The sequence below is a fragment of the Bacillus sp. FJAT-29790 genome, assembly GCF_019039215.1.
Classification (GTDB): domain Bacteria; phylum Bacillota; class Bacilli; order Bacillales; family Cytobacillaceae; genus Cytobacillus.
This window is the reverse complement of sequence record NZ_JAHNZZ010000001.1, coordinates 1,668,497-1,683,735: the sequence shown is the minus strand read 5'-3', so window position 1 is coordinate 1,683,735 and position 15,239 is coordinate 1,668,497. Positions and strand designations below refer to the sequence as shown.

Below are 15,239 nucleotides of genomic sequence, written 5' to 3'. Positions count from 1 at the left end.
AAGACCATAAAGAAAAAGGTCAACCAGAAAAATCTGGCTAACCTTATATTACGATCGGGCCATTAACTTGAATAAAAGCAGGTAATTTTGATGATTACATAGAATTTAAAAACCCATACGTAGATAATCAAGCAATAAAAGGGTGGGAGTTAATGTGTTAATTAAGCAAAAAAATTGCAGCCGGGAGATCGCTTTGCAATGGTAAACCCTTCTTAGGGAGGGGCGGGGGAGCACCCTATATTGTGGAAACTGGCCGATTGTTGAATAAACTTAGTGAAATTCGAATTTATAATGTTAAGAATAGCTTCTAAACTACCTGTTTTCATCGAATAATTATAAGTGAGGGGGAGCCCAATGAAAAATTCCATTGTGTTACGTACGGTAGGTGCAGGGAACGTAGAAGACTTATCGTTTTTAAAAAATGCGGCACGGTTATTACAGGAACTCGTTTCAAACGGTGCAGCAATTGGGTGGGTTGATCCACCCTCAACAGAAGAGGTGGGTTGCCTACTGCGAGAGTTGGCCATTGCAAGTGAAAAGAATAATGCATGCTTAATTGCAATTTGGGTCGATCAAGATCTTGCTGGCATTGGGTACTGGAGACGCTACAATCGTCCAACCCATCATCCCCATGCCGACATAGAAAAGGTGGCAATCGACCCACGGTATCAAGGTCATGGCCTAGGGCGCCGACTCATGAATCAGTTGATCTCTGCTGCTGACAATGCTGGGATTGAGGTGCTAACCCTTGACTTCCGTGGTGACAACGCGCGGGCTGCCAAACTGTACAAATCCCTAGGATTCTCGGAATACGGTAGATTGCCCCGTTTTGTAGCCGTCGGAACTGCTCGATACGACACAATATTCTATGCCCTTGATCTACGATAATCCAGAAATGGGTGCTATTCTGAGGTAATGATAAAAGTCTAATTTCTTAATTTGAATGTTAAGAAATTGGGCTTTTTATATTTTTTTATAGTGCAAAATAGTGCTTAAAATAGGTGCAAAATAACACCTAAAGTGACACAATGGTTTGATGTTATAGTCAAAAAAGTCAATAAGAAGATGTTTTTTTATTGTATGTTGAAGTGGTATATTTATGGGAAGTTATTGAAGTTAATAAGTCTGAAGAAAGGGGTGAATACATAGAAAAAAGCAATTATAATAGTTTTAATTTTTGTTTCTATTTTACTTTCAGAATGTAACACGAACAAATTAAGTAGTGCTGAATTCACTAACCTTACACCGGCCGTAATTAAAATAGATAACTTTACCTATCTAATGACTGGTGAAGTTTTATCTACTAACGAGGTTGAAGAACAAATAGGTAAAATTATTCAAATTCAAGCAATTGTGTCTTACTCGGAAGACCAAAATCCATATAAAAGTCCAAGTAAAATTTTTAAAGTAAAGGATATAAATTTCGAAGAGGGAATAGCAATTCAAGTTAATGACAAACTATATAAAGCAAATATAAACAAAAAAAGTTTTAATAATTGAATGAACTTAGGTAAAGTTTTGATACAGTCTACGCTATGCCTCTAAAGGTATTAACTGTTATTTTATTCGGTTATTGACACGCTGAAATAAGTGTTTTTTTGGAAAAAGTTCGGAGTTAAATTGAAATTCCTTATTGAACCAACAAAAGAGGGCTTTACTGTTTTGGGCATTGGAACTGAGCTAAAGAGCGATTACACAGACTTTGCTGGCATAATCAAAGAGAAAGCAGACTTTTGGAGGGCTGTCAAACAAGATGGAAGACTTGACACTTTAAAAGCCATAGCCACAAATGGCTATATTTTTGCCGTGAACGAGGCGGTGAATAACAAGATGATGCATTATGCTGGCGTCATGACAGAGGCGTCAGTACCAGAGGAATCTAGAGTTATTCAATTTCCTAAGGGAGAATACCTTGTTATTAAAGGGGAAGGAAAGACGGCTGATGAGTTGAGTAATATGCTTACTGGCATTGCCTTTGGACAAGTGTTGCCAGAAGCAAAGAATTTTGCCTATGTGGGAGGGCCAAATGCAACGGTTGAGATGGGGCAGCGAAACGGCTAAAAGGAAGGATGAAAATGCCTTATTTCGCTGATTTTAAAAATGTGTCTACGGGTGATTTAGAGTCTTCACCAGTAGCGGAAACGCTTGCTGGTTTACGAGTAATGAATCCTGTTACTTCATGAACAAAAATAAGCATGGATTTACGGTTGTACCAGCTAGCGAAAGCTAAGAGGTCCTTGTTTATGTGAAGCGAATTTTGAAAGAGGAACGTGATATTGAGTTTGTAACCAAACCTTTGGAAACATCGCGTTTTTAAATGGAAAATATCAAAGCGAATGCATTACTTTTCTATGTTCCCTTCCACTTTTCCACTTGTGGCATCGCCATCCAATTACTTCGGATGATCGTAGAATACACAGGTTAGCCTAAAGCCACATTGTCACGCCGCTTATTGCGTTACGCCAATGTGGCTTTAGGCTAACCGGGTTCTTTAAGAAAGATATTACAATGGGCCCCGCAGTAAAGAGTAAATAAAATGAGCCACTCCGTCATCAATATTCGTCAGTGTTACTTCTTGGCAGGAATTCTTGATTTCCTCTGGCGCATTTCCCATGGCGGCACTTCTTCCAGCCATTTGGAGCATAGATAAATCATTAAAATTGTCACCAACCGCAGCCGTATCCGCTAGGTTCATCGCAAGCTTTTTAGCCAAAATTTCTAAGGCAATTCCTTTTGATGCCTTTTTGTGTTCGAATTCAAAGTTATGCTTAGCAGACGTAACCATCGTGACATTTTTCATATCCTTAAATTGTTCCTTCCCTTTATGGAGCTTTTCCTCATCAAACGAAAAGGCAAGTATATTATAAACATCAACATCGGTATTGATCAGTTCTTTATAGGACGGTATAAAGGAAAATCCGGTTTGGCTATATTGCTTCTCAGAAGCCTCTATGAGCTGATTAATATTTACTTCTGGATTTGCGCTTTTGATTCTATCCATTTCGATAGCTAAAAGTTCTCGACCGTTCTGTGGGGACAATATGGAATCATTACTGAAAATTTCATAATAGTATTCTTCTTGCTCTAGCCAGTTCAAGATTTGGAATGCATCCTGCTGATTTATCGAAACAGAATGGAACAGTTCTCCGTTTGGCTGGTGAATTGTCGCTCCATTGGCCCCAATAATCCAGGTTCTTAATCCAGTTTCTTTAAAAATGGTTTGGACATCAAAATGGGCCCGTCCAGTAGCAATAACGACTTCAACCCCATTGGATTGGGCGAATTTGATCGCCTCCAAATTTTTCTTACTAATTTGGTTTTCTTCATTTAGTAACGTGCCATCCAAATCGATAGCGATTAATTTCATCACCTTATTCATCTCCCTCTTCAAGGTTAGCGGTTAAAAGTTCGACATTGTTTTTACGCAACAGCTCTCTAAACTCCTTTGGAGGAGTTTGGTCTGTAATCAGAAGATCAATATCCTGTAAATCAGCAAAACGGAAAAAATCCGTGCGTCCTAATTTTGTACAATCAGCTAATACGATCACTTGCTTTGCTTGCTGGATCATTTTTCGTTTGACGAGGCCATCCTCCTCATGAGCGATCGTTAAGCCATTTTCCGATATTCCTACCACTCCGATAAACACTTTATCTACATGGTATTTCGATAGTTTTTCTAAAACAGTCGAGCCGTAAAGAAAACGGTGCTCTTTTTGAAGTGTGCCTCCTAGGAGCTGGATATTGACTTTTGACTTGGAGGATAATATTTCAGCTTGGTTAATCGAATTGGTTATAATTGTGCAATCCATGTTTTCCATCTGCTCCGCACATTGTTGAACGGTTGTCGAGGTATCCAAGATCACCCTATCACCTGGATAAATTAATGATGAAGCCTTATTTCCAATAATCTTTTTTTCTTCCGTTACGGTATTTAAGCGATTTGTATAGTTTTTGATTTCAACATGAACGGATGGAAGGATAGCTCCCCCTCGTGTTCTCACAATAGATTTTTCTTCTTCCAGCCTAATAAGATCCCTTCTAGCAGTATCTCTAGACACATCAAAAAGGGAGCAGATTTGTTCAACAGAAATCCTATTATGCTTTTTTAAGAAATCCATAATTAATATTAATCTTTCTTCTTGATACAAAAAATCCACCTGCTTATTAAGTGTTTATAAGTAATTATACGAAATTTAAGTAATAATGCAAGTTTGCATAAGTTTTTATAAGTAATTGAATTTTTTATCTAATAAAATATAGGGATTCTTAATAGATCCATTACATATTAAAAGGTAAAAGGAAGAGGTGCTTATTCCCATTCCTGTCCATATAATAGGATAGGATTTTATAGTTACTTGAAGAGAGGATAAAAAAATGAAATATCTTAAATAAGCTTTTTTTAACTTAAACAACAGATTGGAGAGGTTTAAAAAAATGCTATAATTTAATTAAAAATATAAGCTGATTGTTTCAGGTTATTGATAAAGTTTTCACGTATACCTCACAATTAACAGTTATCATTAGTGTAAAGTGAATCGAATAAAGGAGAATATTCATATGAAGAAAAGGTTTTGGTTCCTGTCATTGCTGTTTATGTCCGTTTTTATCACAGCATGTACAGCAGGAAGTAAAGAGGAAGAGCCCCAATTCCTTGAAGTTGACTTGACGATTACCCCTGAGAAGGCTGAAGTGAATGATCCAGTTGTTTTTGAAGCAAAGGTTATATATGGGGATGAGGCAGTAACGGATGCGGAAGATGTGAAATTAGAAATTTGGCGTGCGAATGATGAAAACCACGAAAAAATAAATGTCGAACATGCGGAAAATGGCATTTACCGCTTGGAAAAAAGCTTTGCAGAAGAAGGTACGTATTATATTTATTCACATGTAACAGCAAGGAACATGCACAATATGCCTAAAAAAGAGTTCATCATTGACCAGCCAAGTGAACATGAGGAAAATTCGTCTTCTACAGGAATGGAGGACGAAGGGGATCATAGCAGTCATTAATTTGACAGCCTCATATTTACCGTACAATGATGAATAGTGGATCCTATGTTGAATATGACAGAGGATCTACTATTCTTTTTATTGTTTAGGCTGTGTTAAAGCTTAATGTTGATAATTGCACCTGTTGATTGTAGCGGAAGGCACGAGATCCTCGAAAATGCATTCGCATTTCCTTCTTGCGGTGTTTATTCGCAGATGATTATTCAAAGTCCTGCGGGAAAAGCGTGTCAGGGGAGACCCCGCAGGAGCGTTAGCGACGAGGAGGCTCCCCGACCGCCCGCGGAAAGCGAGTGCCTGCAGCGGAAATCAACAGCTACGTTTAACAAAGCCATGATGAATAGAAAGATGACTCAGTCTTTTAAAACGTCTTTTAAACCGAAGGTGTGTTACTTAACTGTAATGCACCTTTTCTTTATTCATTTTTGTGACAATGAAACAGGTTAGTCTTAGGTTACTTTTACTCTTCCTCCATACTCAATTCCTCTTTATAATTTCTTCATATTTGTAACGCCTATGTAACAAAAGTAAAGGAAATTCGCTCTCAAAAAACCTGTCAACAGCGATCTTTTAGTATTAATATGGAATGCATTATCGCCATCTTCCACATATGTATATTTAACCCATAACAGCATTATCCAATTAGATTTTAGCAAAACTCAATTAAATCGGGGATTTGCTTACATTCTTGTACAATTTCATTCTTTGAAACCCTAAAAATGTCTACTAGTCTAGTGAAATGTGAAATCCTTCCTAAAATATTACGAGAAACACCGTGTTATGATGATTGTGCAAGTTACACAGCACCAAAAAAAAATTAAACATCCAGGGAGGATATCAAACATGAAGAAAAAAATGTTTTTTTCAGTAGCAGCGGCAGCAGCCTTACTAGTTTCTAATCCGGTATTAAACAAGGCGGACGCAGCTTCCAATTGTCCTATTCCTGAACAAGGAAAAGAAAATTCCTCTCAATCTACTAATATTGATTTTAATCAAGTGAATAGCATGCTTCAGAAATTTATGAAAGATTTCAATATTCAATTGAACGGTTTCCAAGGATTCGGTCAGCAAATGCAACCGCCACAATATCAATATCAGCAACCTGTACAAGCTCCAGCAGGACAAGCACCAGTTCAGCAACAGCCATCTGTACAAGCACCGGCACAAATACCTGTACAACAGCAGCCGGCACAAGCTGCACAGCCAAAAGCAGAAACACCAACTGCTTCATTAGTAAGTGCATTCGAACAACAGGTATTTGAATTAACGAATCAAGAACGTGTAAAAAATGGGGTACCAGCTCTCAAGCTTGATAATGAATTAAGCAAGGTGGCACGTGCGAAATCAAGTGATATGAAAGCAAAAGGTTATTTTGACCATAATAGCCCAACTTACGGATCACCGTTTGATATGATGAAACAATTCGGGATCTCGTATAGCAGTGCAGGTGAAAACATTGCCATGGGTCAACAATCACCTCAAGAAGTTGTCAATGCTTGGATGAACAGTGAAGGTCACCGTAAAAATATCCTAAACCCAAGCTTTACACATATCGGTGTTGGACATGTAGCGGAAGGTAACTACTGGACACAAATGTTCATCGGTAAATAATCGGCTATTTTAGCAGAACAGCTCTCCTAATGGAGGGCTGTTCTATTTTATTTTTCTCTTAAGAAGTCGTTTTATTCACTAGAACTAGATTCATCTTCGTCAACCTTAATTGGTATCTTTTCAGCATCCTCTTTCATGATTGGCAAGATAATGGTGAGGATGCCATTGGTAAAATGCGTTTCAATTGCACTTCTGTTTATGGACACGGGAATGGTTAGCTTTTTTTCAAATTTCCTGTTTGGTCTTTCCTTGATATAATATTGCAGTCCTGATTTCAGTGTTTTACATTCCCCTGTTATCACAAGTTCCTCCTGATATAGAAAGACTTTAATTTCACTTCTCTCAACACCAGGGAGTTCGGCATCAATCACTAGACTTTCGTTCGTTGCATATACATCACAGCGGGGGAAAACATCCTGCTTCGAAAAAAAAGCCTCCGTCTGTTTCGCAGTATCGGACGGATGCATATGATCCATACATATATTGTCACTTGCAAATACATCTTTCCAAAAGTATTGCGCTTTGTACTGATTTGATAAACTCATCAGCTGCTGCAATTTTTCGATATCCATCGGACTCTGCCCTCCGTTTTTAGGAATCATACAAAATTATTATATTTCTGTCACGTCAATTTCAGAGAATTGCATATCAACATTTTTCGGGATTTTTATTTCTAAGGTACCTTCTTTAAAATTGGCAGTTGTGCCTTTTTTTCTGACTAGTGCAGGCAGCGTGATCGTATGCTTGTCGTTTAATTCAGGGATATGTTCGATTATCATTTGGTTAGACGTATGATAAAGTTTCATTTCTTTCAGCCATTCTTCTTTTTTTATGGCCACTCTGACATATACATGATCATGTGTCTCGAATACGGAAGAAGGCAGAGTGGATGTTTGGACATCTGGACTTGCCTGGTTGCCAAACCCTTGCATATATTCTTGCGGATTCATCATCCCTTGCATATGTTGGGGAATCATTTGCCCCATGATGTTTTTGACATACTTGTCGATCTCCTCAGGCTTCACCTGCTGCATCATCTTTTTTGTATCCTTATTAACCGGGAATAAATTCCAAGGGAACATGCGCGATCATCCTTTCAAAAAAACAAAGAAAAGTCAGTTATCTGTCAATTTTTTGCGTCGGAGAGTGAGAATATGATCTTGTGTATTGCAAAAACCTCAATGGATGAAGTTTCACTTTATCCTATGCAAATAAATGCCTATTCGTTAAGAAAAAATTTATCGCAGATTAACGGACAGTAAAACCCCCACCGATGGAAGCTTCACTTTATGCAGATGGTGGATTGCATTATATTTGCATATGATGTAGGTCCTTACTAATATAATGATATTAATGAAATGATTAATGGGGTTTATACAACTGAATTTCGCTTTTAATGTTAAGATGGAATTTAATAAAGGCGATCGGTGATCCTTGATTGCCTATTGACTTAACCTTGACCTCTTCACAAGTCATACAAGAATGCTTAGGTACACAAGAACACTTTTTATTAAAAAACTAAAATGTCAAAAATTGAGAGGTATGATTGTGCGAGAAAAAACTGCATTAATAACGGGAGGAGCAACCGGCATCGGCAAAAGGACAGCGTTTCAGCTGGCTGAAAAGGGTGTTCATCTAGCCATCAATTATAATAAAAGCAAAATGGAAGCGATCGCCCTTGCGAATGAATTAACAGCAAGATTTGGGACTAGAAATATCGCTCTAAATGGAGATATCACAAAGCTTGATGATTGTCAGAAGTTTGTAGAGGAAGCATTATCCTTCTTTCCTGTCATTGATATTCTTATTCATAATGCAGGTCCCTATATACACGAAAGAAAAACAATGACGGATTATTCGTTTGAGGAATGGAATTATTTAATCAACGGAAATTTAAATGCCATTTTTTATTTATCAAAATTACTAATTCCTGGGATGAGAGAAAATCGGTGGGGACGAATGATTACCGTTGGGTTTGACCGGGTAGAAACAGCACCAGGCTGGATTTATCGCTCTGCTTTTGCCGCTGCAAAAAGCGGTGCTGCTTCATTAACAAAAACGATTGCTCTTGAAGAAGCGAATCATGGCATTACCGTAAATATGGTTTGCCCTGGAGATATTATTGGGGATTGGAAAGAAAAAGAGATTGTCCATGCTGCTGATATCATTGACAATGCGACACCAGTGGGCAGACCGGGAACAGGGGAGGATATCGCAAGAGTGATTTCCTTTTTAGTTGACGAAAGCTCTGATTTTATTACTGGAAGTATCATTCCAGTTACCGGCGGGAAAGACGTTTTAGGGAAAGTTGCCCGCGGGGAAGGGCAAGATGTTGTTGGGAATCGAGAAAGGTTGAAAACGGGGAAAGAGTGAATCTTTCCCTGTTTATTTTATAGCAAGTGCCGACTTTGTACGGGCGTACTTTTTTTGTATATAGATGAGCCTGCCTAATAAGCAAATAGCACCTGCTGCCAGGCCTGTGATTAGGCCGATCCAGTAACCGAACGCTCCCCAGCTCGTGTTATTTGCTAGATAGTATCCAAATGGAAGCCCGATTACCCAGTAAGAAATAAGGGACATAACAAATGTGACATTGACGTCCTTATATCCCCTTAATGCCCCTTGGATAGGAGCTTGAATGGCATCTGAAAGTTGGAAGAATATCGCATATAACAAAAACTGTGCGGTTAAATTAATGACCTCCTGATCCTTCGTATAAATGCCAGCAACTTCCGTCCGCAGCATGAATAAGATGAATCCACAGATGAAAGCCAATAGGACCGCAATCGAAACCCCGATCCAGCTATAGGCCTTTGCATCCTTAAATCGCTTAGCCCCGATTTCAAATCCAACGACGATTGTTAATGCCATCGAAATACTCAGCGGGACCATATAAAGTAATGAAGCAAAATTAAGTGCCGCTTGATGGGCGGCGATTGTCGCTGTATTAAAATGACTCATGAACAAGGTCACTGCCGCAAAAATACTCGTCTCAAAGAAGATCGATAACCCAATAGGGACACCGATCAGTAGGATTTCCTTCCATTTTGCTAATGAAATGGCATAGAACCGATGAAAAATACCAAAAGCAGAAAAAGGGCTGTGCTTGTGAACAACATAAATGGAATAAGCGGTAATCAGCCAGTAGGTAATCGCGGTTGCGTACCCTGAGCCGACACCTCCAAGCTCTGGAAAGCCGAATTTTCCGAAGATCAGCAGGTAATTAAAAACAATATTTATTGGGAGAGCCAGTAACGTAATAATCATCGATACACGCGTTTTGCCGAGGGCATCGATAAAAGAACGAATGACATTATAAATGAATAATGGAATGATTCCAAAGCTTAAAGCAACTAAAAAATCGTGCGCCGTTTGTTGTACCTCGGGTTCAAGACTCATTCCATTTAAAAGTGGATTGAGGGTATAAGCACCGGCAATCAATACGATAACAGCCATAATGACGGCAAGATAAACTCCTTGAATGACGGAATAGGCAACTTCGCTCCGCTTTTTGCTTCCGATAAGCTGAGCGACAATCGGTGTAATCGATAGCAGAATTCCACTCAAACCCGTATACACAGGCAGCCAAATCGAAGAACCAATCGCGACACCTGCCAAATCTTTTGAACGGTAATGCCCCGACATCATCGTGTCAAAAAAACTCATCGAAAACATCGCAAGCTGTGTAATTAGAATCGGGATTAAAATGAACAGCAGCTGCTGTAGTTTCGCTTTTTTTGAAAATGTTTGATTCATGATACAGTCCTCTTTCTAATTAGATAACAATAGGAAATTATATCACATTTGATGAGAAACAAATTTCTTTTTTTTGAACTTGTATTACATAGTAGGTCATTTTTGCGAAATTCAATAGAATCCCTTATCTCAAAGCTTGCTTTCAAACATGAAAAGATCTCCTAAAAAAGTCATGAACGCTCATCTCAAGCATATAGTTAAATGGACAAGCAATAAGGAGGAGATGGGTAATGGCTTATCAGGGGTCAAAAGGCTGGTACATTCAAAAATTAAAGGAAGCAGGCATGACAAAACACCCGGTTGAATTCAGGAAACTTGAACTGTATAAAACATTTGTTGTTCGAAATCTATATTTAGAACTGGTAAGCAAGGATACAGAAAAATAAGAGGAAAAGTTCCCTTCATTGGCTAGGGAACTTTTTTATTTTTAGCGTTTGCGCCGATAAATGCTTGTTTAGATTCATTGTATGCCATTCGTCAACAAAAAAAGATCATTTATAAATTTGTCATATTTATTTTGCAATTATGTGAACTTTTGAAAACCATGAATGAAAGCAGCTTCTTATGTGAAATATAGATAGTAATCAATTGTTTTTTCGCTAGTCATTGTCCTTTCTAATACATTCACCCCAAAGGAGCGAGGATCATGAGCTTTAACTTAAACCGGATTAATCCAAATCAAACACAGGTCATGTTTCACGATGGTCGCTTTGAAACCCTGACGAATGAAGAACTAGATGAGATGTTAGCACAAATGGGCATTAGCGAAATACCGGATGGTTTTGATACGAATGTTACAGATTAAATGGCTGCACATATGTGCAGCTATTTTTAATGGAAGGTTGTTTTAGAAAGCTTTTTTTTTTGAACGATATGAATCATATTGAAAAGGTGAAAACGGTCACGCAAAGGGGGTGTGGTACGAAATCTCTTCAACAATCTCCTCGAAATGAGGCTAAATAAAAAGCCAATTTAAAATAAATTGGCTTTTGGCATGTATTATTTATTAGGCTTCCATTAAATGAGACGATTCTTGGTTTTCCGCACCGTTACGTAAGACATGGAGCGTATATAAATCCTTGGGAATTTCATATAGATCATAAATTGGCCCATTGACATTTAATTGGTCATATATGGATTTGCTTGTTTCATTTGCGTGAATGACGTATGGGAGTTTTTCCGCGGCTTTCTGGGATCGGATGTTTACTTTTCTAATTCGCATGTAAATGGTTTCAATACCTACTTCGTAGAACAGTTCATTGAAAAAGGCGTCCTTTGCTAATTGGTTATAACCCTTTCCGTGATAAGGTTTTCCTAGCCAAGTCCCTAAAAATCCTGCATTCTCGCTAATATCAAATAAATTAATCGTCCCAATTGGAGCGCCCCATTCGTCAAGAATCGTGCGTGATATGAGTTCGCCACGTTCCTCCGCTTCAATTGTTTGCTTTGTCATAAAAATAAATTCATCATAGCAATTGGCCTTTTGACGCACATAAGGGAAGACATCTGGATGCGTCATTAAATCAAACAAAATATGGCATTCATGAAAATCACGTTTCTTGATCATAGGTTATCCCTCCAAAATGAGGACAGTCCTACTCCATGCCAAATAGAGACTCCGGTCCACCCTCGAAATTTTTTGTAATGTTGCTAAAAAATTTCGGGGTGGGAATCGAACCCACTAGAACCAGTATGACTGGTGGCGCACCATTTGCCTTCCCTAGCTATCGTTTCAGATATTTATTTTTCCAGAAAAACATCTTTTACAATCGTATAATACTAAAAAAAAATAAAAAAGGGAATAGTTTTTTTGGTTTATTTTTATTAAGATTTTGTGTCAAATTTCAACATTAAATTTATAAATTTTTTACAATTCTTTATAGACAAAGTTTCCTTCAATCATTGTCCATTTTGGCTTGGCTAAATAATGAAAAGGATGATGACTCCAAAGCACTAAGTCGGCATCTTTTCCAGCTTCAATACTGCCGAGCTGCTTGTCAATACGGAGATTTTTTGCTGGAAGGATGGTGATGCCTTCCAAAGCTTTTTGCTCAGGCATGCCTTCACGAACGGCGATGGCTGCACATAAATTTAAATATTGAATCGGGGTGTAAGGATGATCGGTTGTGATCGAAACCTCCACTCCATGATCCGTTAGCTCCTGGTATGTTTTCCACGTTTTGTTTTTTAATTCGACCTTAGATCGTCTAGTTAATGTCGGGCCGACTGACACTTTTAAGCCAATCCCAGCTAGTTCATCAGCGATCAGATGACCCTCTGTACAATGTTCAATGCGTAAATCAAGATCGAACTCTTCGGCAAATCGAATGGCAGAGACGATATCATCTGCACGGTGAGCATGGACTCTTACGGGAATTTCTCTGTTAAGTGCTTGGATGATCGGCGCTGTTCGTAGTGAATCAGAATGATCTCCACGTTTGGCTTCATAAAATGTTTCTCTTAACATACCCATGATTCCCATTCGTGTAATGGAGTCTTTATTTCCCTGACTGTGGATTCGTTTCGGATTCTCTCCAAGGGCAATTTTTAATCCAGCGGTTTCTTGAACAAGCATTTTTTTGATGTTTTTTCCTGCTGTTTTAATCACGGATGTTGTACCGCCGATCACATTGGAACTGCCTGGCATAATATGGACAGTTGTAATGCCAAATTTAACAGCGTCCGTAAAAGCTGGATCAAGTGGATAGACCCCGTCCATGGCACGGACATGCGGGCTCATTAATTCAGCCGTTTCATTGGCATCATTTCCAGCCCAGCCGGTGCCTTCATCATAAAGACCTAAATGAGTATGGACATCAATAAATCCTGGCAGCAAATACTGGTTGTTGCAATCAATTATTTTCACATCTGAATCGGTTTGAATATATTTATCCGTCTTCACTATTTTTCCGTTCTCGACCAACACATCGCCAAGAAAAGGAGATGAAGTAATGGGATAAATCCTTGCATTTTTTAATAATAATTTTGACATGAGGATCCTTCCTTGTTGCAAAATAATGTTTTATTAATATCATATCAAGAGCAACACTAAAATGAGAAAGAATTTTCCGAAATAGATTAATTTTAGGGATTGTTTTTTTAAAAAAGGCTGTTTTCGCATATATTATTGTTTTTAGTCTTCAAAGATTGCCCGTTGATTTCCGCTGCGGGCACTTGCTTTCCGCGGGGAGGGACGGGAGCCTCCTCGGCGTTACCGCCTGTGGGGTCTCCCGTTTCCCTCTATTCCACGCAGGACACTGAATTTACATCCTTGAATCTGCCCACGCACGAAGGAAATGCGATAGCATTTTCGAGGAGTCAAGTGCCCTACGCTCCAATCAACTCAGATATTTATATAAAATCACACTAAAAAAGCAACAAGGTTTACGAAAACAGCTTAACTAAAAGGCTGACTCCGTTTGATCTGGAGTCAGCCTCTTAATTAACGTGCTCTTTCTTTCCATTTTTTATAGAGAAAATAAATGACGATAGAAACAACGGCAATGATGATAATTGGCAAGATGTAAGGCTGTGCAAATTGTTTAATATCTCTCCAGTGTTCCCCAAGCTTCATGCCCAATAACAAAAACAAAACGGTCCAAGGAACCATCGCTGCAACGGTATAGATCGTAAAAGTGGAGAGCGGCATTTTTGCAATACCTGCAGGGATCGAAATTGCATGACGAATGATCGGAACAAAACGAGCTGAAAAAATAACGCCTGTCCCATATTTTTGGAACCATTTTTCAGAAGCATCTAAATGAGACTTCTTAATCAATAGAAATTTCCCATACTTGTCAAGAAACGGGCGCCCTCCATATACACCGATCCAATATAAGAAAAGCTGGGCAAACGTACCTCCGATGATACCTGCTATCAAAGCGCCCAAGAAATTAATTTTTCCGGTGCTGATTAAATAGCCTCCATAGCTTAAAACAATTTCGCTTGGAATAACTTCAACCATTAAGCCTAACGCAATGCCAAAATAGCCAAGCTGTGACAAAATGTCAAAAATCGAAAGAATCAATTCCTTCATTATGCTAACCCCCTAAGTTGACCAATAGTGAGGGATTTAGAATATCCCCGTCATTTGTAGGAATAGGATGAGAATGCCGAGGATCCAGACATATATCGCAAATATTTTCAGCGATTTCCTTTTCAGAAAGTTAATCATCCAGACAACCGCCATATAGCCGAATAACGCGGAGGAAATGGTAGCGATTAATAAGCTGCTGAAGGACATCGCTTCAGACCGACTTGATAACATTTCGCCAAATTGAAAAACAATTCCTCCGGCGATCGCGGGAATCGATAATAAGAAGGAGAAATAGGCTGCCGTTTCTCTGTCTAATTTTCTAAATAACCCTGCCGCAATCGTAAGTCCAGACCTTGAAACAGCTGGGAATATCGCGAACGCCTGGAAAGTACCGATAAATAAAGCGTCTCCGAATCCAATCGTGTCCATTCTCTTGGAACCGTTTTTAATCCTGTCTGCCATCCAAAGAATCAATCCAGTAAATAAAAACTCCCATCCAATCGTAATCCCCGATTTTGATATCGAATCAAACAAATCACTAAATAAAACACCGACAATCACCGCTGGAATCGTCCCGATGACGAGAAGCATCGAAAGCTTCCCGAATGGTTTTTTTAGGATCTGAAGCAATTCACTCTTATATATTACAAGAACCGCAAGCAATGTACCAACGTGAAGCATCGTATCTAGAAAAAGCCCGGCTTCATCAAGCCCGAATAAGTGCCTGCCGAGATATAAATGCCCAGTGCTGGAGATGGGAAGAAACTCAGTAAGTCCTTGGATAATTCCAAGGATAAAGGCTTCTAATTTAGACATCATATAAGATCAT

At 38.8% G+C, this 15,239-nt stretch carries 16 protein-coding genes and 1 pseudogene; 8 read left to right on the top strand and 9 right to left on the bottom strand.

The window, feature by feature from the left end; translation table 11 throughout:
• Nucleotides 1–369: 369 nt before the first annotated feature.
• The 3 genes and pseudogenes from BGM26_RS07900 to BGM26_RS21475 all read left to right on the top strand — a co-directional run.
• Nucleotides 370–888 carry a GNAT family N-acetyltransferase gene (locus BGM26_RS07900; RefSeq protein WP_217039241.1) on the top strand — a complete coding sequence of 173 codons (519 nt, stop codon included), beginning with the start codon at nt 370–372 and terminating at the stop codon, nt 886–888.
• Nucleotides 889–1,620: 732 nt separating this feature from the next.
• Complete coding sequence (locus BGM26_RS07895; RefSeq protein WP_217039240.1) at nt 1,621–2,061, top strand: GyrI-like domain-containing protein; 441 nt, start codon at nt 1,621–1,623, stop codon at nt 2,059–2,061.
• 14 nt (nt 2,062–2,075) lie between these two features.
• Nucleotides 2,076–2,314 (top strand): annotated as a pseudogene (locus BGM26_RS21475) (phage tail protein); the annotation flags it as partial.
• Between the two features lie 189 nt (nt 2,315–2,503).
• Here the strand turns inward: BGM26_RS21475 and BGM26_RS07890 are convergent.
• Together BGM26_RS07890 and BGM26_RS07885 are read right to left on the bottom strand one after the other, a co-directional pair.
• On the bottom strand, nt 2,504–3,367 hold the full coding sequence (locus BGM26_RS07890) for a Cof-type HAD-IIB family hydrolase (protein WP_217040703.1): 864 nt from the start codon (nt 3,365–3,367) through the stop codon (nt 2,504–2,506).
• A gap of 4 nt (nt 3,368–3,371) precedes the next feature.
• The gene (locus BGM26_RS07885) at nt 3,372–4,148 is read right to left on the bottom strand and encodes a DeoR/GlpR family DNA-binding transcription regulator (RefSeq protein WP_217039239.1); all 777 of its coding nucleotides are present in this window, start codon (nt 4,146–4,148) and stop codon (nt 3,372–3,374) included.
• Between the two features lie 409 nt (nt 4,149–4,557).
• On the opposite strand from BGM26_RS07885, the gene BGM26_RS07880 reads away from it, so the two are divergent.
• Both BGM26_RS07880 and BGM26_RS07875 read left to right on the top strand, forming a co-directional pair.
• Complete coding sequence (locus tag BGM26_RS07880) at nt 4,558–5,010, top strand: FixH family protein (RefSeq protein ID WP_217039238.1); 453 nt, start codon at nt 4,558–4,560, stop codon at nt 5,008–5,010.
• Between the two features lie 840 nt (nt 5,011–5,850).
• A complete protein-coding gene (locus tag BGM26_RS07875; protein ID WP_217039237.1) occupies nt 5,851–6,618 on the top strand; it encodes a CAP domain-containing protein in 768 nt (255 codons plus the stop codon).
• Between the two features lie 71 nt (nt 6,619–6,689).
• Here the strand turns inward: BGM26_RS07875 and BGM26_RS07870 are convergent, their stop codons facing one another.
• Both BGM26_RS07870 and BGM26_RS07865 read right to left on the bottom strand, forming a co-directional pair.
• Entirely contained in the window at nt 6,690–7,190 is a 501-nt protein-coding gene (locus BGM26_RS07870; protein WP_217039236.1) for an Hsp20/alpha crystallin family protein, read from the bottom strand.
• Nucleotides 7,191–7,229: 39 nt separating this feature from the next.
• Complete coding sequence (locus BGM26_RS07865; protein ID WP_217039235.1) at nt 7,230–7,700, bottom strand: Hsp20/alpha crystallin family protein; 471 nt, start codon at nt 7,698–7,700, stop codon at nt 7,230–7,232.
• 466 nt (nt 7,701–8,166) lie between these two features.
• On the opposite strand from BGM26_RS07865, the gene BGM26_RS07860 reads away from it, so the two are divergent.
• A complete protein-coding gene (locus tag BGM26_RS07860; protein ID WP_217039234.1) occupies nt 8,167–8,991 on the top strand; it encodes an SDR family oxidoreductase in 825 nt (274 codons plus the stop codon).
• A gap of 12 nt (nt 8,992–9,003) precedes the next feature.
• Here the strand turns inward: BGM26_RS07860 and BGM26_RS07855 are convergent, their stop codons facing one another.
• On the bottom strand, nt 9,004–10,374 hold the full coding sequence (locus BGM26_RS07855) for an MATE family efflux transporter (RefSeq protein ID WP_217039232.1): 1,371 nt from the start codon (nt 10,372–10,374) through the stop codon (nt 9,004–9,006).
• A 230-nt stretch (nt 10,375–10,604) separates the two neighbouring features.
• Here BGM26_RS07855 and BGM26_RS07850 point away from each other — a divergent pair, with 230 nt between their 5' ends.
• Both BGM26_RS07850 and BGM26_RS07845 read left to right on the top strand, forming a co-directional pair.
• Nucleotides 10,605–10,760, top strand: coding sequence for a YflJ family protein (locus BGM26_RS07850; RefSeq protein ID WP_217039231.1), 156 nt, complete (start codon nt 10,605–10,607; stop codon nt 10,758–10,760).
• 260 nt (nt 10,761–11,020) lie between these two features.
• A complete protein-coding gene (locus BGM26_RS07845) occupies nt 11,021–11,179 on the top strand; it encodes a hypothetical protein (RefSeq protein WP_217039230.1) in 159 nt (52 codons plus the stop codon).
• Nucleotides 11,180–11,380: 201 nt separating this feature from the next.
• Here BGM26_RS07845 and BGM26_RS07840 read toward each other — a convergent pair whose 3' ends face one another.
• The 4 genes from BGM26_RS07840 to BGM26_RS07825 form a co-directional block, all read right to left on the bottom strand.
• Nucleotides 11,381–11,941, bottom strand: a complete 561-nt coding sequence (locus BGM26_RS07840) for a GNAT family N-acetyltransferase (protein WP_217039228.1) — start codon at nt 11,939–11,941, stop codon at nt 11,381–11,383.
• 300 nt (nt 11,942–12,241) lie between these two features.
• Nucleotides 12,242–13,366: an amidohydrolase gene (locus BGM26_RS07835; RefSeq protein WP_217039226.1), complete on the bottom strand. Its 1,125-nt coding sequence runs from the start codon at nt 13,364–13,366 to the stop codon at nt 12,242–12,244.
• 450 nt (nt 13,367–13,816) lie between these two features.
• On the bottom strand, nt 13,817–14,410 hold the full coding sequence (gene uptA, locus BGM26_RS07830) for an undecaprenyl phosphate transporter UptA (RefSeq protein WP_217039224.1): 594 nt from the start codon (nt 14,408–14,410) through the stop codon (nt 13,817–13,819).
• Nucleotides 14,411–14,446: 36 nt separating this feature from the next.
• Nucleotides 14,447–15,226 (bottom strand): undecaprenyl-diphosphate phosphatase, encoded by a 780-nt coding sequence (locus tag BGM26_RS07825; RefSeq protein WP_217040702.1) that lies wholly within the window; start codon nt 15,224–15,226, stop codon nt 14,447–14,449.
• Between the last annotated feature and the right edge of the window lie 13 nt (nt 15,227–15,239).

Bases quoted from the DNA above. Each gene is read 5' to 3' on its own strand.
- uptA (WP_217039224.1), bottom strand. From the start codon at position 14,410: ATGAAGGAATTGATTCTTTCGATTTTTGACATTTTGTCACAGCTTGGC.
- BGM26_RS07855 (WP_217039232.1), bottom strand. From the start codon at position 10,374: ATGAATCAAACATTTTCAAAAAAAGCGAAACTACAGCAGCTGCTGTTC.
- BGM26_RS07890 (WP_217040703.1), bottom strand. From the start codon at position 3,367: ATGAAATTAATCGCTATCGATTTGGATGGCACGTTACTAAATGAAGAA.
- BGM26_RS07825 (WP_217040702.1), bottom strand. From the start codon at position 15,226: ATGTCTAAATTAGAAGCCTTTATCCTTGGAATTATCCAAGGACTTACT.
- BGM26_RS07875 (WP_217039237.1), top strand. From the start codon at position 5,851: ATGAAGAAAAAAATGTTTTTTTCAGTAGCAGCGGCAGCAGCCTTACTA.
- BGM26_RS07835 (WP_217039226.1), bottom strand. From the start codon at position 13,366: ATGTCAAAATTATTATTAAAAAATGCAAGGATTTATCCCATTACTTCA.
- BGM26_RS07840 (WP_217039228.1), bottom strand. From the start codon at position 11,941: ATGATCAAGAAACGTGATTTTCATGAATGCCATATTTTGTTTGATTTA.
- BGM26_RS07865 (WP_217039235.1), bottom strand. From the start codon at position 7,700: ATGTTCCCTTGGAATTTATTCCCGGTTAATAAGGATACAAAAAAGATG.
- BGM26_RS07870 (WP_217039236.1), bottom strand. From the start codon at position 7,190: ATGGATATCGAAAAATTGCAGCAGCTGATGAGTTTATCAAATCAGTAC.
- BGM26_RS07850 (WP_217039231.1), top strand. From the start codon at position 10,605: ATGGCTTATCAGGGGTCAAAAGGCTGGTACATTCAAAAATTAAAGGAA.
- BGM26_RS07880 (WP_217039238.1), top strand. From the start codon at position 4,558: ATGAAGAAAAGGTTTTGGTTCCTGTCATTGCTGTTTATGTCCGTTTTT.
- BGM26_RS07845 (WP_217039230.1), top strand. From the start codon at position 11,021: ATGAGCTTTAACTTAAACCGGATTAATCCAAATCAAACACAGGTCATG.